Genomic DNA, 18299 nt, shown 5'->3' with positions numbered 1-18299 from the left:
ATGTGTTTGCACCAGGAGATCACGCCAGTACGTTTGGGGGCAATCCATTTGCCTGTGCGGTCGCCTTGACGGTGTGCCAAACAATTGAACGGGAGAATTTGTTAGAAAACGTGCAAGCACGCGGCGAACAGCTCAGAACGGGCTTACGCGCGATCGCTACCAAGCATCCCAACTTAATTGCTGACGTGCGCGGTTGGGGTTTAATTAATGGGATGGAGTTAGCTGCCGACAGCGAAATTACCGCAGCGGATGTAGTTAAAGCGGCGCTCGCTGAAGGTTTGTTACTCGTGCCAGCCGGAGCAAAAGTGCTGCGCTTCGTACCACCCTTGATTGTGACAGCCGCAGAAGTGGACGCAGCCTTACAAATTGTCGAACGAGCGATCGCTACTGTAAACGTATAGCAGCGGTTGCCAGACAGCAAAAAAAAGCAAAATTTTTGCTTGACTACAACACAAAAGGGTGGTCTACTGTTTCGAGAGAGTAGGCGAAAAGAAGGCTAAGAAAGGAAAACAATTCGCACTTCGATGAATTTTGGATTTCTCCTGAAGCCCCTCTGCTCCCTGCTCCCTGCTCCCTGCTCCCTCTCAGGAGACGATGACCATGACTGCCTTCATTCCTTTCGATAACACGGTTGAATTCCTCACTGCTATCTATTTTGGTTCTGTGTTTGCGATTATGGCTGTTTCTCAGTTTTGTTTAGCAGCGATTGAAACTGTTGAGGAATCGAGTAAGTAAAAAGTTATTGCCTCGAAAACTTGTTATCTAAAAAAATTAGTATTTTAGTTCATCCCACTTCGCACGACTTGGGCTACTAAGCAAAGTTTATTCCATTCGCTAGTAATTTGATTTAACTTGCGGTTGAGAGTGTAGGCGATCGCATCTAAATTTTTGCCAGACTTTCTTAACTCTACAACTTGGCGCTGCCTTGGGGTTAGTTGCTCCCAAAATTCCTGCCATTGCTTAGGTGTCAAGCCGAAACTGTGTTCTTCTAAACTCGTTCCCAGCCAATGACTCACTAGTTCTGGATGATATTTTAATCCAAATACTTTCACGGCATGGTAGACAATTTTTTCTCGCAGTCGATAGACTTCTTTGACTGATAAATTTAACTGTTGGGCGATCGCTTCTTGAGACCTACCTTGTAAGTATAGTTCTAACCATTGCGCGGCAGTTTCTCCCAAATTGTTAGTTAAATAGTTGCTAAATTTCGATTGCACGAGATGTCTTGCTGCGTACTGTTCTGCTTGGGTTTGGCTGTCTTGATACACGCTGACCGATCGCACGTCGATCGCGCTCCAAGTACGATCGCTATCCTCAGAAAGGAATTCGTCAGACAATAGTTTGAGAATTCTGCGTTCTGGAACTTGTGTGACTCCTCCCATCTGCGTCCGGCGAAGAAAATTGACAAAGCGATGCACGATTAAAGGTCGATTGTGAATCGGGCGCAAACAATATTCTTCTACAGTAGTTAATAGCAAGGCAGTTCGCAGTCTCATATCGTCAGTACACGCCGCAATCCAAGCTGTTTGTTGTTGCAAATAGCGATCGCGTTGCAACAAATCTTGGATAATTTCTTGCAAAACATCAACGACTGCCCGACGGCGATCGCCACCCAAAGCAACGAGGGCGTGAATTTTATTTCGCAGTAGTACTAAACTGCACAAACGTATTGTCAAGCGGTGATATGCCTGCTGAGGTGAAACCCCTAAATATCGCTGTTTGAGGATGCGAAAGCGGTATTCCATAGCTTGCTGTGCTATAGATAACTGAAGAGAATTGCACATCTGATAGCGTTCTGTATCTTCGCCAATTAGCCAACGGACTATGCTTTCTCGGGCAGTATCGCTTTGCGCGGGACATTCTTGAGTGAGACGCAAACGCCATTCTTGGGAAATTTCCGTCGCTGTCGCTAGATGGCGATCGCGCTCCGCCACGTTTACTTGTATAGTTTGCATATCACCCTGCCGTGTGTTGAACTATCTTCTTAAATAGCGAGCAATTGGAAAATTTATGCAGGGGTTGGAGTCGTATACATGCGAACAAAACGTATTTTGCGAAATACTATCCTTGGCTTATCCAAAAGCGGCGTTTCTACTGCTCGTTTATTAGACAAAGAAAAATTTCACCTTGGCAGGGTTGACATTGCCCACCCTACACTTGGATTTTTTCTAAGGAATAAACTTCTTTAATATCTCATAAGTATCTTCAATTATTCCCAGAGCTGCATTTAAACCTACATTAGTAGCTTCTACGCCCTCAGTCATGGTATCTTTAGCAGTCTCAGCTGTATTACCACTTTTATCAACAAAGCCGCTCAGTTTATCCATCATTTTTTCGAGATCTTTAGCCGTATCCATCAGCCGATCGAAGACTTCTTCTTGAGTTTCTTTATATTTAGAGATGGCATCTTCAGTTGTATCTGATGTCGATTCTTGCAAATCTTTGGTTTTCTCAGTTAGTTGCTCTATTACATCCTCAACCTGAGTTGCAAATTCGCTGACTAATTCGGTAATTGCTGGAGCAGATTCATCTTTAATGTGCGATTCAAACTCTGAAGCTCGTTCTTCTAGATCGGATTGGTGACTCTCTAGGCGATCGGATACATCATTTTGGAGAAAATCTTCCTGCTCTGAAAACTGTTCCTCTAACTCTGTGGCAACTTCCTCTAATTTTTCTTGAAGAGATTTAAAAACTTCTTCTACTGCCTCTAAAGTCGATTCTAGCTCGGATTTAGTCGAGTCTAAGTCTTCACCAAACGAACTGATTTCTGTTTTGGTAGCTTCGTTTTCTTCGTTAGTTTCATTCTGCCAAGTTTCTACATTTTCCTTGAGCTGAGTGACTTCTTGACTGAGTGATTCAGCTTCTTCACTCAAATCTTCCTTAGCGCTATTAATTCGTTCTAACAAAGATTGAGCGCGATCGCTTAATACCTGCCAGTGACTATCCATTTGTTCGGAAACCTGAGCAATTTGTTCTCGCAAGCCTGTTAATTCTGACTGTGCTTGCTCGGCTTCACCTAATAATTCTGTCAGTTTAGTTACTGTTTCTGTTGCAGTTGTTTCAAAATCAGCCACGATTTACCTCGATTATAGTTTTAATATAGTTTCACTTAATTGCTTTAGCCAAAACCTATTCCCAGGCTTTCGGCTACATCTTTCACAGCTTCAACTCCATCTTTAAGCGGATCGATAAATTCATCAAGCTGGTCGAATAATGGCTTTAATGCTTTACGAGCAATAGAAGCATCTTCGCTAGAACCCGAAATTTTCTGACTCATCTCTTCTACGGAATCCGTCACGTTTTTAACGGCTTCTGTAATTAATTCTTTCAGTTCTGCTTGAATTTTTTCTTGAGCTTGATTTAACAGATCGTCCGTTTCGCCTTTAACGGCTTGGGTACTTAATTTATTTAAATTGGTAGTAAATTCTTGATGTAAGTCAAGAAAAGTATCTGCCATAGCTTGAATCTTTTCGCCAACTTCTCCTTGTGACTTCTCCATATCTTCAGTAAATAGCTCGATCTGTTCGCTAAGAGCAGATTTTAATTCTTCTAGCTTTTCTTGGAAAGCTTCTACTTCTTTACTGGTTGCTTCTACAGCAGAATTTAGTTTGTCTTGACCGGATTGAATTTTTTCTTGAGCTTGTGTTAGCGTATTTTGAGTTTCTTCACCCGTCCTTTCAGTTGTAGAACTACTTTCATCCAAATGTTCTTTGAGTTCTGAAATTTTGCCTTGAGTCGTTTCAATTTCGCTGCTGAGTTGTCCTTGAGCCTCAGAGATAAATTCTGTTAAAGATTCAACTCCACTTTCAAGTTCGGCAATTTCGCTTTCAAGTTGAGATTGATGCTCTGTAGCTTCCTCTTTTAATTCGGTTAGTGCAGTTTGAATTTGTTCGAGAATTTCCGCAATCTGCTCTTGCTTTTCTTCAATATTGCTAACCAGGCGATCGGCTTCTGCTTGGACTTCCGATGATAGTTGTACTAAACCATCTAGTTTTTCAGGAAATACACTCGCCATTTGGGATAAAGATGCCAGGGTTTGTCCTAATTGTTCGTTCATATTTTAGACTTTCAATAGTTGAGACGCGATCGATGAGTTGAAAACAGCGTTAGAATATATCGACACAATCCAAAACTGCTTTGATCGCTCCGGTAGCAACCTTGGCAGCAGCTAACGCTGGTAAAATAGGACTCAACGCACCTGTTACAGACGAACCTGTTGTCATCATCATGATGTTTTCCGCTACTTCTTCAATCATTCCTTCTACAACTTCCTGAATCGCATTCTCAAAGGATTCTTGTAGCTCGTTCTTGAGGTTATCTTCTACGTGTTCGCCAGTATTTTCTAGAATTTCGGTCAATCGTTCTTTGAGTTCGTCAGCAAATTCAGTAACTTGTTCGTTAAAATCTCCAAAAGATTCGCTAAAATTATTTTCTAATTGCTCAAAACCAGAGTTGATTGTGTCTAGCTGCTCTCCGGTGAGTTTATCGCTGTATTCGCTAAAAGCTTTTTCAAGATTAGCAGTTTGAGTATCGCTTATCTCATTTGCTATTTCTGCAAATTTTGATTCCAACTCACTTTGGAATGCTTCAATCTGTTCCTGAAGTTCTTCGGTCGCCTCAGTTAAACCATCAATGTTTTCTTTAGCTTCTGTTTGACCTTCGCCCACAGAGTCTTCAGTATTAGAAATTGTATCTTCTAAATTCTTAAACGCTTCTTTTAATTCTTCCAAACTTGATTCTAGCTCTGATTTATTCTCGTTAATTTCTGATTCAAAATTAGCCTGAGCTTCTTCTACAGAGCGAGCAACTTCATCTAGTTTTCCTTCAATATCTGTCATTGCTTGTTGCAAAGCATCGAGTTCGGCTTTCGTTTCTTCTTCAGAATTACTAAAATCTTCTAAAGCTGTCTGCAAAGATTCTGCTAAAGTTTCAATATTTGTACTAACACTCTCGGCAGATTCATCTAAAGTTTCAGTTTCAGATTCTAGATCGGCACACACTTCTTCCATCTGCGTACAAGCAGTTTCGAGAATACTTAATAATTCGTTCAGCTTCTCAGTAGCTTCATCAACATCACGCCCAAAATCTAGAACTTGTGCCATGCTGTATTATCCTTGTTTTGAATTTAGCAAAATTAAAAGTTATCGATTAGCCTAAGATTTTATCAACCATATCTAGAACTGGTTCGATTTTTTCCACAATGTCAGTAACTTCACCAACCTTGTCCAAAATCTCACCTATCTTGCCGTCTAATGCATCGTTTACCTCATCTCCTGCATCTTGCAAATGCGATGTGGCTTCGGTAATTTTTTCGGCTGAACTCGTTAGTTCACCCATAACTTCTTCGACAAACTTTTGCGTCAGTGCTGATAATACGTCCTGAGAAGTTGAATCTAAGCTACTCTCAACTGCACTGATTTTGTCTTTTTTCTCGTTAGCTACGTCGGAGAAGTCACTTGTTAGTGATTCGAGCTGATTTTGTAGTTCTTCTGTCAAAGCTGCAAAGTCTTCTAAAACAGAGGATTTGCGATCGCCAAAACGACTTTCTGCGTCCTCAACTTTGCCGTGAAACTGCTCGATCTGCTCTTTTGCTGTTTCTAAATGCTTCTCTGCTTCTTGCTCGACTTCCTCCACGAGCTTCGATAGCTCCTCAAAACCCGATTTGCTTGTTTCGGTTTCCTGCTCCACTTCCGAAAGCATTTCTTCCTTCCGGTTCTTTAACTCTTCTAATTGTTCGCCAATCTGCTCGATCTTTGCTTCTGTTTGAGATTGCAGTTCGCCTACTTTTTGCTGTAAATCGCTGAACCCCTGCTTAGCAGCTTCCATTTCGCTCTCTAAGTTTTGTTCGGCAGCTTCTAGTTCGTCACTGAGAGCATCAAACTTAGTAAATGCTTCCTCAGCGATGGAAGCGAGATTAGCCCTTAAATTGGTGGCAAATTCTAAAATTTGAGTGACTTGCTCGTTAGCTTGTTCTGCCGATTGAGTCAGCACTTGCGATCTTTGCTCGCACCGATCTAGTAAGTCGTTAATGTTGTCTGCCATTTTTGCTCAAGCTTTGAGTTGACGTGAATTTTTGATAGAGCGATTTGTTTATGTAATTTTCAGCACTAAAACTTTACAGCGATCGCGATCGCTGTTCGCTAGTAGCAAATGTTGATAGGTGTGTCAGTAATAACGCTTTATAGCGATCCACTTCTGTTACAGCAGATTCCGTAATTAAGCAAAAAAACTCGTTGAGAGTTGCTGCACCTTGAGTAAAATCTAGATACCCATACAAAAACTGTCGCATGAGTCTAAAAATTTTCTCTCAATGCGATCGCTCATTGCCTTACTGATTTATTCGGTTGTATCGGTTGTATTTGATTGTATTCAGTTATGATGTATACGATTTTCCTAACATTTATAAAACTCAGTAGATATACTGAAATTTAAGCTGCAAAATACTATTAAAATACGAAAATATTATAGTTAGTACAGCCAGCAACAATAATTTAAGATTTGATTTCAGCCTAGCTCTAGCATCAATTTCCGTGTAGAGACGTTACATGTAACGTCTCTACACGGAAATTGACAAAAAAAAGGGGTTAACCCCTTCTAAATCTGGTTAACCCGCAAGCTTGGGAACGCGCAGAGAACTTATTTTTGCACGACCAATTTGACATTGGCATTTTGCAGACCGCGCTGCTTGACTTCTGCCAAGGTCTTATTTACTGCATACTTTTGGTTGATGGAGTTGATTAACTCGGTTTGGTTGTGCTTCTTAGCAACACCCCACAGGTCAGCGATTAGATCGAAAGAACCATCGCTGTTGCGAGACCAACCCAGATCGTATTCGCCTTCTAGAACTGCTACGATGTCAGAGCGAACGCGCTGACCGTTGTAACCACGGACATCAGCTTCGGTCTTAACATTAATTCCTAAGTCGCGCAGAGAAGTCTTGAGGATTTCTGCATCGGTGATTTTTGTACGCAGAGTGCTAAAGTGAGACATTTGGGATTCCTCCTAAAGGATAGTAACGATAAACGACAACGGTTTAGTTTAGTTAATGTCGCCGCAGTCTTGGGATGGGATATGCGGCTTAGGTAATCTGCTAGCTGGGCGGCTAGCCTTTCCCCCTGTGAACGTAGGAGAAAGCTTTTTAAAACTCCATGCGCTGATACTCAGCTACGGAGGATGCTGCGGGTCTAGCACGCTGTCTTGCCCAATCTCTCAGAGCCGTTACTTGCTCGGTCATTGTCCGAGAGAGTGGTAGCGTTGCTTTAATTGCAGCAATAATATCTAGTTGGGTAAACTCTCGATCTTGAGCAAAAGCATCGTACATCGCGGCAATTAATGCTTGCTCGATCTCTGCACCAGAGAAACCGTCAGCAATTTTTGCGAGCTGATCGAGGTCGAAGCGGGATAGATCCCGTTTGCGCTTGAGCAGGTGAATGCTAAATATATCTTTGCGCTCCTCTGCAGTTGGCAGATCGACAAAGAATATTTCGTCAAATCTTCCCTTACGTAAAAACTCCCCAGGCAACCTTTCCACACGGTTAGCTGTTGCCATCACGAATACGGGAGAAGTTTTCTCTTGCATCCAGGTCAGGAAAGAGCCGAAGATGCGGCTAGACGTACCACCATCCGAATCGGCTGAACCTGCTGTACCTGCAAAGGCTTTATCTAACTCATCAATAAATAAAATTGTGGGCGAAATCGATTCGGCGGTTTTGAGGGCGTTGCGTAGGTTAGCCTCAGAGCGACCTACCATCGAGCCGTCATAAACTCGCCCCATATCTAATCTCAACAGGGGCAGACCCCATAAGCGAGATGTCGTTTTGGCGATCAAAGATTTACCACACCCAGGAACCCCTAAAATTAGCATTCCCTTCGGCTGAGGCAGACCGTATTCTCTCGCTCTTTCAGTAAAAGCATTAGAACGTTGTTTGAGCCAGCGTTTCAGCTCTTCTAAACCACCAACGGCATCGATTGTGGCATCCTCTTCAATGTATTCTAAGATACCGTTGCGCCGGATTAATTGCTTTTTCTCGGATAAGACGACTTCTACTTCATTTTCTGATAGCTGTCCCGCTGTTACCTGAGCCTTGCGGTAGACTTTTTCTGACTCATCTCGCGTTAAGCCCAAAGCTGCTTTTAATAATTTCTCTCTGGCATCTGTTGTCAGCCGTCGTCCGCGATTTTGCTCTAACTGCCGCTCTAATACTTGGTTCAATTCTGCCAAATCGGGTAGCGGGAAGTCTAGTACGACAACTTCTTTCTCTAACTCGATTGGAACCTGCTGCATCGGAGACATCAGAACCATCGTTTTCTGCGTGCCTTTAAAGCTGGCGATCGCATCTCGCAACCATCTCGTCGTTACTGGTGCGTCAATAAAGGGGTGTAAATCCTTAAATATGAATATGCTCGGCTCTCGCTGGCGGATCACCCACTCGATCGCTGCTTCTGGAGATACGGTATTATGCTGCGTGACGTGGCGTGGCTGACCGTGTTCTACGATTCCGTGCGTCACCGTCCAGATGAATATTCGGCGCTGCGGTCTTAACTGGGCGATCGTTGCTATTGCTTGTTCAGCCCGCTCTTCCTCAGAGGTCACAAGGTATATCAGCGGGTATTGAGCTTGTATGAGAATATTTAGCTCTTCTTTCATTGCCTTTGACCTTACTTTTGACCCTAAAGATAGTACGGACAGCGCTTCGGATTCAGCTTTGATGAATCAGCTTCAATGAAATTAGTTTCAATGAAATTAGTGGCTGGCGAGGGCTAGTTGCCCTTCTTGTATTGCTGCTTCAGCCGCAACTCTTGTCGGCTTGGACTGCTCTATTACCCCCGGCTGATCCTTGAGGGATACTAGTTCGCCTTCGTTCAATGCCACCGTTGTTGCACATTCAGGACATGCATAAACTCTGTGCGTGTTGCCGTATGACTCTGCTTCGTCTATTAACTCTTGGTGAGATAAATAAAAAGCGAGCGCGCGGGCAGCGAGTTCTGACATTGGTTCCGAGTCGATCGCGGCTCTGATTTTGAGCCGCCGATGCAGTTCAGGCGTTAAATACAGCGTAACTTTTTGCTTAGCTTGCATATTTTTTTCAATCGTCTTACCCGGGTATGTATATCACGTTATCGGCTTACTCGCATAGTGTCAAGACAGCGTAGCGTTTTGACGGCATAAATGTAACATTTTTTAATAAAAATCCGAAAATTCAAAGAGGAGGTAAGAGGCAAGAGGCAAGAGGCTTTGATTGGTTAGGCAATTGTATAGAAAATATACTCCTAATTTAGGACGCAAAAGGGGGACATAAACCTGGTAGATTTAGCGAATATCAGCGAGTAACACGCACAGACGATGAAAGTATTGGTTATTGGTGGCGATGGCTATTGCGGTTGGGCAACCGCGCTCTACTTATCCAATCGAGGTTACGAGGTTGGGATTCTAGACAGCATGGTACGGAGGCACTGGGATCTCGAACTTGGAGTAGATACCCTGACACCGATCGCAACGATTCAGCATCGGATTCAAAGGTGGCAAGACCTCACAGGCAAAAAGATCGATTTGTTTGTCGGCGATATTACCAACTACGAGTTTTTGAGCAAAACGCTGCACCAATTTGAACCGGAAGCGATCGTCCACTTTGGCGAACAGCGTTCCGCACCTTTTTCCATGATCGATCGCGAACACGCCGTACTGACGCAGGTGAATAATGTCGTTGGGACGCTGAATATACTCTATGCCATGCGCGATAGTTTCCCCGACTGTCACTTGGTCAAGCTGGGGACAATGGGCGAATACGGCACGCCTAACATCGACATTGAAGAAGGGTACATTACAATCGAACACAACGGGCGCAAGGATACCTTACCCTATCCAAAGCAGCCAGGTAGTATGTACCACCTGAGCAAAGTCCACGACAGCCACAACATTCACTTTGCTTGTAAGATTTGGGGCTTACGCGCTACAGATTTGAACCAGGGTGTGGTTTATGGAGTCCTAACAGAAGAGACGGGCATGGACGAGATGTTGATCAATCGCCTCGACTACGATGGGGTGTTTGGTACGGCGCTGAACCGTTTCTGTATCCAAGCAGCGATCGGACATCCGCTGACTGTATATGGTAAGGGCGGACAAACCCGTGGCTTTTTGGATATTCGGGATACGGTGCGCTGTGTCGAATTGGCGATCGCAAATCCTGCTAATCCTGGTGAATTCCGCGTCTTTAACCAATTTACCGAACTATTTAGCGTCGGCGACTTGGCTGTCATGGTGCAAAAAGCTGGCAACGCGCTGGGACTGAAAGTCGAAGTTAACAATCTCGATAATCCCAGAATTGAGCGGGAAGAACACTATTTCAATGCCAAAAATACGAGTTTACTGAGTCTCGGATTGCAACCGCATTTCCTCTCAGAAGCATTGCTTGATTCTCTGCTTAATTTTGCAGTCAAGTACCAAGATCGCGTCGATAAAAAACACATTCTACCCAAAGTGACTTGGAGAAGATAGTTACTGGTAGTTGGTAGTTGGTAGTTGGTTGGAGAATCCGCTTGTCCCTCATAATACGTAGTTGAGGGAGAGGGTCGTTGTAATGTCACTGGTGACGAAACTTTACCGATTGCAGATCGACCGATTGCCTAAGTCGGGAAATCATATTGTGGCGCAATATGACGACCGCTCCATTGTGGTATACCAAGCTTATCGCCCAGCGATCGGTCGTTTTGCTGCCGAAGATGGCTATTTTGGCGGAGAATTTAAATTCGAGCAACTGTCTATCCCGTGAGAGATCCCAATATTGCGAAGAAGTTGGGATTATCGGAAAATACTTGCTGGTAACTTTCCCCAGCCTCAGCGCCCCTCAATAAGTATGAAAATTGCCTTATTTACAGAAACCTTCCTACCCAAGGTTGACGGTATTGTCACGCGGTTGCGTCACACGGTCGAACATTTACAACGTAACGGCGATCGCGTTTTAGTTGTTGCACCCGAAGGGGGGATTACAGAGTATCAAGGGGCGAAAGTTTACGGTGTTTCGGGTTTCCCTTTACCATTGTATCCAGAGTTAAAAATGGCATTACCACGCCCCGCGATCGGTCACGAACTGGAGAGATTCCAACCCGATATCGTCCATGTAGTCAACCCCGCAGTGTTAGGACTATCGGGGTTATTTTATGCGAAAGTGTTAAAAATTCCCTTAGTTGCCTCGTATCACACTCACTTACCGCAGTATTTACAGCATTACGGACTAGGAATGTTGGAAGGCTTGCTGTGGGAATTGCTCAAAACTGCTCACAATCAAGCAGAATTAAATTTGTGTACTTCAACGGCAATGGTAGAAGAGCTATCTAGCCACGGAATCCAACGAGTAGACTTGTGGCAGCGGGGAGTTGATACGGAGTTATTTCATCCCGATCTAGCTTGCGAACAAATGCGATCGCGGTTATCTCAAGGTCATCCCGATAGTCCCTTGTTACTCTACGTCGGTCGTCTGTCAGCGGAAAAAGAAATCGAACGGATTAAACCCGTATTAGAGGCAATTCCAGAGGCGCGCTTAGCTTTGGTAGGAGATGGACCTCATCGTTTAGCTTTAGAGAAACATTTTGCGGGAACGAATACTCACTTTGTCGGCTATCTCACGGGTAGGGATCTTGGGGCAGCGTTTGCTTCTGCTGATGCGTTTCTGTTTCCTTCGCGAACTGAGACGTTGGGACTAGTTTTACTTGAGGCAATGGCAGCTGGCTGTCCTGTAGTTGCGGCAAATTCAGGCGGAATTGTCGATATTGTCACATCTGGAGTCAATGGTTATTTATTCGATCCTAAAGACGAACAAGGAGCGATCGCGGCAACTTTACATCTGTTAGAGCAAAAACAGGAGCGAGAAACCATTCGTCAAAATGCCCGTTTGGAGGCGGAACGCTGGGGATGGGCGGCGGCTACTCGTCAGTTACAGGAATATTATCAGATGGTAGAGTCAAAGCGTTTGGCAGAGAATGTTTTGGTAGGTTAATAAAAAATGTAGAGACGTTACATGTAACGTCTCTACAAAAGAGAAATTTTTAATGCGGATGTAAACATCGTGCTATGACAATAGAACGTTAGCTATCTTTTTGCTCGTCGTCATTCTGAAATGGGTTTTCACCAATTCCCAACTCTTTTTTCGAGCGTTTGAGTTGTTTCCACAAGTCGCGAATTTTTTTGTATGCTTCATCTGGAGAAATTTTACCAGCCGTTTCTAAGTTACAGATGTAACTGACATGCTGAGCGAATTCTTGGAGATTGGCGTTAAAGACTAAATTTTCAGGCTGTACTTTGCCATAGTAACGACTGCGAGGATGCAGAAAGTCAGAACTATTTACCATAATGACAAGAACTCTCCATAGAAATTTACATAACTCATTCTGTGTATCACGAAAACCGAGCGTCAACTACAGCAATATTACGGAAACTTGGTTTGCAGTTCTATTAATCTCTGGAGTTTTGACCGAATTAAGTTAAGGATTTAGTTGTGTGGCGATCGCTCGATGGAGCGCTGATTTATATTTTTTCACATTCAACCCGACTTTGCGATCTACCACAAGTTCAACGTTGGATCGCGATCGGCAATACTAGCGGGAGTGAAGCATTTGAAGTTTCAGATTTCAATCCCCCCTAACCCCCCTTAAAAAGAGGGGAACGAATGCCCTACTGCTAACCCAAATACTATTCCTCTTCTAAATCTAAATCTGGGAACGATTGTGGGGGGATTGCAGCGATAATCGCATCGAGTACTTTGGCGACAGGAATAATTTCCAAATCTACGTCAGGATAGGGTTGCCCTTTGGGTACAATTGCCCGCTTAAATCCTAGTTTAGCAGCTTCTTTCAGACGCAGTTCCATTTGAGAGACGGGGCGTACTTGTCCCCCTAACCCGACTTCTCCAATTAAAACAGTGCGCTGATCGACAATGCGATCGCGGAAAGAAGCGACTACGGCGATCGCGACTCCCAGATCTACAGCTGGTTCTTCCACGCTTAAGCCACCAGCAGAGGCGACATAGGCATCCAGTTTAGACAAAGGAATGCCAACTCGTTTTTCTAACACTGCCAAAATTTGCAGTAAACGGCTGTAGTCTATCCCCGTGGTAGAACGACGGGGTGAAGCATAGCTGGTGGGACTAACCAAGGCTTGTAACTCTACCACAATCGGGCGCGTGCCTTCGCAAGCAACCACTATCGCCGTTCCTGGTGAAGGATCGTCGCGGCTACCGAGAAATAATTCTGAAGGGTTGGCGACTTCCCGCAACCCGCGATCGATCATTTCAAAGATGCCAATTTCATGAGTAGCGCCAAAGCGATTCTTGACTGTGCGTAACAACCGATGGGAGGCGAAGCGATCGCCTTCAAAATAGAGTACTGTATCTACCAAATGCTCTAAAACTTTGGGACCCGCGATCGCACCTTCTTTGGTAACGTGTCCCACAATTAACATCGTAATATCTTCCCGTTTTGCGACTTGCATCAGGGCTGAGGTACATTCTCGCACCTGTGCTACCGAACCAGGGGCGGAAGTTAAGGCGGGAAAATAGACGGTTTGGATACTATCGATGACAGCTACATTGGGTTTGAGCGAATCGACTTCCCTCAGTATTTCTTCGAGATCTGTTTCTGGCAAAACGTATAAATCGGCTCTTGCACTACCATTGTTAACTAAATGACCGTTAGGCGATTGGTTTTGAAGCTGGGGATCTGATTCCTCTATAGGGTTTTGAAATTTAGATACACCCAAACGAGAAGCGCGTAACTTCACTTGCTGTCCTGACTCTTCACCGCAAACGTAGAGAATGCGATAGTTTTGGGCGAGTTGGTTAGAAACCTGTAGTAACAAAGTCGATTTGCCAATCCCCGGATCGCCGCCGATCAAAACCATAGAACCTGGTACAATACCACCACCGAGTACCCGGTCGAGTTCGTCATAGCCAGAACACCAGCGGCTCACTTGGCGATCGCTAATTTGGTCGAAAGTTAGAGAAGCGCGGGGTTTTGCGGCTTTAGCGATCGACTTACCATTGCTTTGCGGCGTTTGCTGCCAGCTAACCCCACGAGTTGGTAGCGTCCCGAGAGTTGTACTCGTAATTTGTTCTTCTAAGGAATTGTAAGTCCCGCAGGCAGGACACTTACCAAACCACTGAGGCGACTCTGCGCCACATTCATTGCAAACGAAATAGGTACGGGGTTTGGGCATTCGTTTAGTGCTTTTGTTGCGTTAAGTTAAATTTTGTTGGTAAAACCGCAAATATTAAAAAACCTTGAAAGTAAGTGAGTGCGAGAATTTCGGCTAATTTACATGGATTGAATGGGATAAGATCTTCATGTAATAGTACTAAAAATTAAAATTCAAAAATGTTGGTTTTAAGGAGCGTTGGTCAATTTGGAAAGTCATAAAGAAAAAATCCTAGTCGTGGACGACGAAGCCAGCATTCGGCGGATCTTAGAAACGCGGCTGTCGATGATTGGTTACGATGTCGTGACAGCAGCAGACGGCGAGGAAGCTTTGGATACATTTCGCAAAGCCGATCCAGATTTGGTTGTCTTGGACGTGATGATGCCGAAGTTAGATGGCTACGGCGTGTGTCAAGAGCTACGCAAGGAATCAGATGTACCAATTATTATGCTAACAGCCCTGGGCGATGTCGCCGATCGGATCACCGGACTGGAATTAGGTGCGGATGATTACGTAGTCAAGCCATTTTCCCCGAAAGAACTGGAAGCACGCATTCGCTCGGTACTGCGGCGGGTAGACAAAACAGGCGCTTCGGGAATTCCTAGCTCTGGGGTGATCCAAGTAGGAAGTATCAAAATTGACACAAACAAGCGACAAGTTTACAAAGGAGACGAGCGCATTCGCTTGACAGGAATGGAATTTAGCTTGCTAGAGTTGCTAGTGAGCCGTTCGGGAGAAGCCTTTTCGCGATCGGAAATCTTGCAAGAAGTTTGGGGCTATACGCCCGAACGACATGTAGACACTCGCGTAGTAGACGTGCATATCTCGCGACTGCGGGCGAAGTTAGAAGACGACCCTAGTAACCCAGAATTAATCCTTACCGCTAGAGGCACGGGTTATCTATTCCAACGGATTATCGAACCGGGAGAGGAGTGAATACTGGTGGATAGTGGCTAATTTGGGAAAAGAGACGGACAAGGGGGACAAGGGGGACAAGGGAGAGATCGAAATTTCACTACACCCTACACTCTACATCCTTCTTTGTTCACTACTCACTGCTCGTTACTCACTACTCACTCCAACATGGCTAAACCAGATCCAAATCGAGTTGTAAGGCTAATACCTCTAGTGGTAGGGGGGTTAGCTGCTGTGTTGCTGTTGGTCAATCGGTTGCTGACACCGGAACTGACGGTGACTCAGGCACGGTCGGATGTTTTGGGGGCAATTGTCAGTGCGGTGCTAATTTTGACTGGCTTGCTTTGGCAGCAAGTCGCACCGCGCCTGCCGGATGCGGTAGAACTCGTGGGCGAGCAAAAGTTTGAGTTGGCTCCAGACTTACCTGAAATAGTCAAGACAGAACTAGCTTGGGCATCTTATCTGTTGCTGACGAATACCGTCACCCGATCGCTGATCGTGTTGTATCAGGGAAAAGTGTTGCTGCGGCGCGGCATTTTACCAGAGAAAGCCGAAGTAACTCCAGGGGCGATCGTCCAACGGGTGCTGGAAAAACATAAACCAGTTTACTTAGTGGCTTTGAGCGTTTACCCAGGACGATTTGAATTTGACTATTTGCCGGACAACACCCAAGGAGTTATTTGTCAACCCATCGGTCAGCAAGGCGTAATGATTTTGGGTGCAAATGCTCCCCGCAGCTATACCAAGCAAGATGAAACCTGGATCGCTGGTATTGCTGACAAGTTAGACGTTACTCTTTTTAGGGAGCAGGGAGCAGGGAGCAGGGAGTAGGGAAAAAGTCAAAAGTCAAAAGTTAAAAGTCAAAATTAACGATTCACTAATGACAAATGACGAACGACAAATGACAAATGAAAAATTATGCTAACTCTCTATTGGTTATTAGTTGCCCTCATGGTTGTCGGTGTGATTGGGGCAGTGGTTCCAGGGATTCCTGGGACGAGTTTGATTTTAGTCGCGATCGCAATTTGGGGTGTGGTGCAAGGTTCTTTTGGTAGCATTGCCGTACCTCTAATTGTGACGGTGGTGGTGTTGGCGCTTAGCGTCGGCATCGATCTGCTGGCTACCTTCTGGGGAGCGAAACGCGCTGGAGCCAGTAAATGGGGACAGATTGGTGCGGTTGTTGGTTTGCTATTGGGTATTTTTGGTTTATTGCCTGCTTTGCCGTTTGGTGGTCCCTTGTTAGGAATTTTGCTCGGACCTTTGTTAGGCGCAATTATCGGCGAGTATATTTATCAACGCGATCTTAAACGAGCCTTGAAAGCTGGAATCGGAATTGTAGTCGGTTCTCTGGTGGGAAATTTGATTCAGGGGTTATTGGCAATCGTGGCAGTCGGCTTTTTTCTCTATGCCACGCTACCACAAGTGATGGGATGAGCAAATTCGGATTAGCAGATTCGCGGTAGTTGTTCTCCGCTTAACATATCGACAATGCGTTGAGCGCCAATTTTACTCTTCATCGTGACAAAACCAGATGTTTTGCGTTCGGTGACACTGCCAATAATTTGAGCAGATTTTCCTAAATTATGCGATCGCATAATTTTTATTGCTGTTTGGGCAAATTCTGGTGGCACAAAAGCGACGAATCTGCCTTCATTAGCGACATAAAGCGGATCGAAACCGAGGATTTCACACGCTCCTTGCACTTCTTCACTTATGGGGATGGCACTTTCATCAATTTCAATTTTGACGCAGGCAGCTTGGGCAATTTCATTTAGAGCGCTCGATAAACCGCCACGAGTTAGATCGCGCAAACAGTGAATTTCAATTTCAGCTGCAAGCAGTTCTAGAATCAGACTTGCTAGTGGTGCGGCATCGCTCTCTATGGTAGTTTCAAAGGCTAAACCCTCTCTCTCGGTCATAATAGCAATGCCGTGACGACCGAGATCGCCATTGAGGAGCAACACATCCCCAGGCTGAATTGATTGGGGGGCGATCGCCTGGTCATGCTCGATAATTCCAACACCAGCAGTATTGATAAAAATGCCGTCTCCCTTCCCTTTATCCACAACCTTTGTATCGCCAGTCACGATCTGCACGTTGGCTGTTTGAGCTGCTTGTTGCATCGATTGCACGACCCGCCAAAGCGTTTCCATTGATAGTCCTTCTTCCAAAATAAACCCAGCACTTAAATACAGCGGACGCGCTCCGCTCATCGCCAAATCGTTGACAGTGCCGTTAACTGCCAGCATTCCGATATCGCCGCCTGGAAAAAACAGGGGTTGAACTACATAAGAATCAGTGGTAAAAGCAATTCTGCCGCTTTTGAGGTGAATTTCGGCAGCGTCATGTGGCGCGCGATCGCTATGGCTAAATGTCGCCAAAAACATTTGTGAAATCAACTGATGCATTAACCTTCCACCACCCCCATGCGCCAGTAGAACGCGGGGATACTTGTCAATTGGGATGGGACAAGACAGGATAAAGTCTTCGGGTTCGCTCACTGACAACTCCTCTGCTCCTCTGCCTGTTGCCTTCTTACACCCGATGCCGATAACGATAATATGCCGCACAAGCCCCTTCTGAGGAAACCATCGGCGCACCCAGGGGATGTTCTGGCGTACAGCGATCGCTAAAAGCAGGGCATTCGTGGGGTTTTTTGATGCCTTGTAAGATCTGTCCGCTCAGACATTCGGTAGATTCTGCAATTGCGTAGTTAAAAATATCAAAGCGCTTTTGAGCATCAAATTCAGCATATCGATCGCGTAAGCCCAACCCACTTTGAGGAATACGACCAATTCCGCGCCATTGCCTCGGTACGACCTCAAATACTTCACGCATTAATCGTTGAGCGGTTTCATTTCCACTGCGCCGCACCGAACGAGCGTATTGATTTTCTAGTTGCGATCGCCCCGATTCCAATTGCTGAATGCACATATACACCCCTTGGAGGATGTCTAGCGGTTCAAACCCCGTGACGACAATCGGAATGCGATATTTCTGTACGAGCGGTTCGTACTGGGTGTATCCCATCACCGTGCAGACATGCCCGGCTGCTAAAAATCCCTGAACTTGATGATGAGGTGAGGCAAGAATCGCCTCCATTGCTGGCGGAACTAATACGTGAGAAACCAGTAAGGAGAAATTTTTAACTTCCTGTCGCGCAGCTTGGTAAACCGCCATCGCTGTAGCGGGTGCAGTC

The 18299-nt window shown here is 45.1% G+C and carries 22 protein-coding genes; 9 read left to right on the top strand and 13 right to left on the bottom strand.

What is annotated here, in order from left to right:
- Both C7Y66_RS24540 and C7Y66_RS32630 read left to right on the top strand, forming a co-directional pair.
- Positions 1–401 (top strand): aminotransferase class III-fold pyridoxal phosphate-dependent enzyme (locus C7Y66_RS24540; RefSeq protein ID WP_146149867.1); only part of this gene is annotated, 401 nt, incomplete at its 5' end.
- A 193-nt stretch (positions 402–594) separates the two neighbouring features.
- Complete coding sequence (locus C7Y66_RS32630) at positions 595–735, top strand: hypothetical protein (RefSeq protein ID WP_181246347.1); 141 nt, start codon at positions 595–597, stop codon at positions 733–735.
- Positions 736–779: 44 nt separating this feature from the next.
- Here the strand turns inward: C7Y66_RS32630 and C7Y66_RS24535 are convergent, their stop codons facing one another.
- The 9 genes from C7Y66_RS24535 to C7Y66_RS24500 all read right to left on the bottom strand — a co-directional run bounded on the left by C7Y66_RS24535 (position 780) and on the right by C7Y66_RS24500 (position 9079).
- Complete coding sequence (locus tag C7Y66_RS24535) at positions 780–1955, bottom strand: HetZ-related protein 2 (protein WP_106547586.1); 1176 nt, start codon at positions 1953–1955, stop codon at positions 780–782.
- 213 nt (positions 1956–2168) lie between these two features.
- Complete coding sequence (locus C7Y66_RS24530) at positions 2169–3074, bottom strand: apolipoprotein acyltransferase (protein WP_106547585.1); 906 nt, start codon at positions 3072–3074, stop codon at positions 2169–2171.
- Between the two features lie 44 nt (positions 3075–3118).
- Positions 3119–4057 carry a hypothetical protein gene (locus tag C7Y66_RS24525; RefSeq protein ID WP_106547584.1) on the bottom strand — a complete coding sequence of 313 codons (939 nt, stop codon included), beginning with the start codon at positions 4055–4057 and terminating at the stop codon, positions 3119–3121.
- A 49-nt stretch (positions 4058–4106) separates the two neighbouring features.
- Positions 4107–5102 (bottom strand): hypothetical protein, encoded by a 996-nt coding sequence (locus C7Y66_RS24520; protein ID WP_106547583.1) that lies wholly within the window; start codon positions 5100–5102, stop codon positions 4107–4109.
- A 46-nt stretch (positions 5103–5148) separates the two neighbouring features.
- Entirely contained in the window at positions 5149–6042 is an 894-nt protein-coding gene (locus C7Y66_RS24515; protein ID WP_106547582.1) for a hypothetical protein, read from the bottom strand.
- 73 nt (positions 6043–6115) lie between these two features.
- Complete coding sequence (locus C7Y66_RS31340; protein ID WP_158265992.1) at positions 6116–6289, bottom strand: hypothetical protein; 174 nt, start codon at positions 6287–6289, stop codon at positions 6116–6118.
- A 347-nt stretch (positions 6290–6636) separates the two neighbouring features.
- Positions 6637–6990 carry a DUF1257 domain-containing protein gene (locus C7Y66_RS24510; protein ID WP_015156354.1) on the bottom strand — a complete coding sequence of 118 codons (354 nt, stop codon included), beginning with the start codon at positions 6988–6990 and terminating at the stop codon, positions 6637–6639.
- A 148-nt stretch (positions 6991–7138) separates the two neighbouring features.
- Entirely contained in the window at positions 7139–8647 is a 1509-nt protein-coding gene (locus C7Y66_RS24505) for an AAA family ATPase (protein ID WP_106547581.1), read from the bottom strand.
- A gap of 96 nt (positions 8648–8743) precedes the next feature.
- Positions 8744–9079: a hypothetical protein gene (locus C7Y66_RS24500; RefSeq protein ID WP_106547580.1), complete on the bottom strand. Its 336-nt coding sequence runs from the start codon at positions 9077–9079 to the stop codon at positions 8744–8746.
- Between the two features lie 264 nt (positions 9080–9343).
- Here C7Y66_RS24500 and C7Y66_RS24495 point away from each other — a divergent pair, with 264 nt between their 5' ends.
- The 3 genes from C7Y66_RS24495 (at position 9344) to C7Y66_RS24485 (ending at position 11993) form a co-directional block, all read left to right on the top strand.
- A complete protein-coding gene (locus tag C7Y66_RS24495; protein WP_015156351.1) occupies positions 9344–10495 on the top strand; it encodes a UDP-sulfoquinovose synthase in 1152 nt (383 codons plus the stop codon).
- A gap of 82 nt (positions 10496–10577) precedes the next feature.
- Positions 10578–10769, top strand: coding sequence for a DUF4291 family protein (locus tag C7Y66_RS24490; RefSeq protein WP_106547579.1), 192 nt, complete (start codon positions 10578–10580; stop codon positions 10767–10769).
- Positions 10770–10853: 84 nt separating this feature from the next.
- Entirely contained in the window at positions 10854–11993 is a 1140-nt protein-coding gene (locus C7Y66_RS24485) for a glycosyltransferase family 1 protein (RefSeq protein WP_106547578.1), read from the top strand.
- 88 nt (positions 11994–12081) lie between these two features.
- Here the strand turns inward: C7Y66_RS24485 and C7Y66_RS24480 are convergent, their stop codons facing one another.
- Positions 12082–12345 (bottom strand): hypothetical protein, encoded by a 264-nt coding sequence (locus C7Y66_RS24480; RefSeq protein WP_015156348.1) that lies wholly within the window; start codon positions 12343–12345, stop codon positions 12082–12084.
- 146 nt (positions 12346–12491) lie between these two features.
- Here C7Y66_RS24480 and C7Y66_RS31335 point away from each other — a divergent pair, with 146 nt between their 5' ends.
- Positions 12492–12638, top strand: coding sequence for a hypothetical protein (locus C7Y66_RS31335; protein ID WP_158265991.1), 147 nt, complete (start codon positions 12492–12494; stop codon positions 12636–12638).
- Positions 12639–12685: 47 nt separating this feature from the next.
- Here C7Y66_RS31335 and radA read toward each other — a convergent pair whose 3' ends face one another.
- Positions 12686–14206 carry a DNA repair protein RadA gene (radA, locus tag C7Y66_RS24475; protein ID WP_015156347.1) on the bottom strand — a complete coding sequence of 507 codons (1521 nt, stop codon included), beginning with the start codon at positions 14204–14206 and terminating at the stop codon, positions 12686–12688.
- A 186-nt stretch (positions 14207–14392) separates the two neighbouring features.
- Between radA and rpaB the strand changes: the two genes are divergently transcribed.
- The 3 genes from rpaB to C7Y66_RS24460 all read left to right on the top strand — a co-directional run bounded on the left by rpaB (position 14393) and on the right by C7Y66_RS24460 (position 16534).
- Positions 14393–15121: a response regulator transcription factor RpaB gene (gene rpaB / locus C7Y66_RS24470; RefSeq protein WP_015156346.1), complete on the top strand. Its 729-nt coding sequence runs from the start codon at positions 14393–14395 to the stop codon at positions 15119–15121.
- A 147-nt stretch (positions 15122–15268) separates the two neighbouring features.
- Positions 15269–15931, top strand: coding sequence for a cofactor assembly of complex C subunit B (locus C7Y66_RS24465; RefSeq protein WP_106547577.1), 663 nt, complete (start codon positions 15269–15271; stop codon positions 15929–15931).
- A gap of 87 nt (positions 15932–16018) precedes the next feature.
- Complete coding sequence (locus C7Y66_RS24460) at positions 16019–16534, top strand: DUF456 domain-containing protein (protein WP_015156344.1); 516 nt, start codon at positions 16019–16021, stop codon at positions 16532–16534.
- An 11-nt stretch (positions 16535–16545) separates the two neighbouring features.
- Here the strand turns inward: C7Y66_RS24460 and hypE are convergent, their stop codons facing one another.
- Positions 16546–17601 carry a hydrogenase expression/formation protein HypE gene (gene hypE / locus C7Y66_RS24455; RefSeq protein ID WP_106547576.1) on the bottom strand — a complete coding sequence of 352 codons (1056 nt, stop codon included), beginning with the start codon at positions 17599–17601 and terminating at the stop codon, positions 16546–16548.
- 34 nt (positions 17602–17635) lie between these two features.
- Positions 17636–18299: hydrogenase formation protein HypD (gene hypD / locus C7Y66_RS24450; RefSeq protein WP_106547575.1), on the bottom strand; the 664-nt coding region annotated here is incomplete at its 5' end.

It is taken from the genome of Chroococcidiopsis sp. CCALA 051 (genome assembly GCF_003015105.1).
Classification (GTDB): domain Bacteria; phylum Cyanobacteriota; class Cyanobacteriia; order Cyanobacteriales; family Chroococcidiopsidaceae; genus Chroococcidiopsis; species Chroococcidiopsis thermalis.
This window is presented reverse-complemented; position numbering and strand designations above follow the sequence as displayed.

What these genes read in the sequence shown, in the direction of transcription:
- C7Y66_RS24465 (WP_106547577.1), top strand. Translation starts at nt 15,269, where the DNA reads ATGGCTAAACCAGATCCAAATCGAGTTGTAAGGCTAATACCTCTAGTG.
- C7Y66_RS24480 (WP_015156348.1), bottom strand. Translation starts at nt 12,345, where the DNA reads ATGGTAAATAGTTCTGACTTTCTGCATCCTCGCAGTCGTTACTATGGC.
- C7Y66_RS31340 (WP_158265992.1), bottom strand. Translation starts at nt 6,289, where the DNA reads ATGCGACAGTTTTTGTATGGGTATCTAGATTTTACTCAAGGTGCAGCA.
- C7Y66_RS24460 (WP_015156344.1), top strand. Translation starts at nt 16,019, where the DNA reads ATGCTAACTCTCTATTGGTTATTAGTTGCCCTCATGGTTGTCGGTGTG.
- radA (WP_015156347.1), bottom strand. Translation starts at nt 14,206, where the DNA reads ATGCCCAAACCCCGTACCTATTTCGTTTGCAATGAATGTGGCGCAGAG.
- C7Y66_RS24515 (WP_106547582.1), bottom strand. Translation starts at nt 6,042, where the DNA reads ATGGCAGACAACATTAACGACTTACTAGATCGGTGCGAGCAAAGATCG.
- C7Y66_RS24525 (WP_106547584.1), bottom strand. Translation starts at nt 4,057, where the DNA reads ATGAACGAACAATTAGGACAAACCCTGGCATCTTTATCCCAAATGGCG.
- C7Y66_RS32630 (WP_181246347.1), top strand. Translation starts at nt 595, where the DNA reads ATGACCATGACTGCCTTCATTCCTTTCGATAACACGGTTGAATTCCTC.
- C7Y66_RS24490 (WP_106547579.1), top strand. Translation starts at nt 10,578, where the DNA reads ATGTCACTGGTGACGAAACTTTACCGATTGCAGATCGACCGATTGCCT.
- C7Y66_RS24505 (WP_106547581.1), bottom strand. Translation starts at nt 8,647, where the DNA reads ATGAAAGAAGAGCTAAATATTCTCATACAAGCTCAATACCCGCTGATA.
- C7Y66_RS24485 (WP_106547578.1), top strand. Translation starts at nt 10,854, where the DNA reads ATGAAAATTGCCTTATTTACAGAAACCTTCCTACCCAAGGTTGACGGT.
- C7Y66_RS24520 (WP_106547583.1), bottom strand. Translation starts at nt 5,102, where the DNA reads ATGGCACAAGTTCTAGATTTTGGGCGTGATGTTGATGAAGCTACTGAG.
- C7Y66_RS24510 (WP_015156354.1), bottom strand. Translation starts at nt 6,990, where the DNA reads ATGTCTCACTTTAGCACTCTGCGTACAAAAATCACCGATGCAGAAATC.
- C7Y66_RS24495 (WP_015156351.1), top strand. Translation starts at nt 9,344, where the DNA reads ATGAAAGTATTGGTTATTGGTGGCGATGGCTATTGCGGTTGGGCAACC.
- C7Y66_RS24500 (WP_106547580.1), bottom strand. Translation starts at nt 9,079, where the DNA reads ATGCAAGCTAAGCAAAAAGTTACGCTGTATTTAACGCCTGAACTGCAT.
- C7Y66_RS24535 (WP_106547586.1), bottom strand. Translation starts at nt 1,955, where the DNA reads ATGCAAACTATACAAGTAAACGTGGCGGAGCGCGATCGCCATCTAGCG.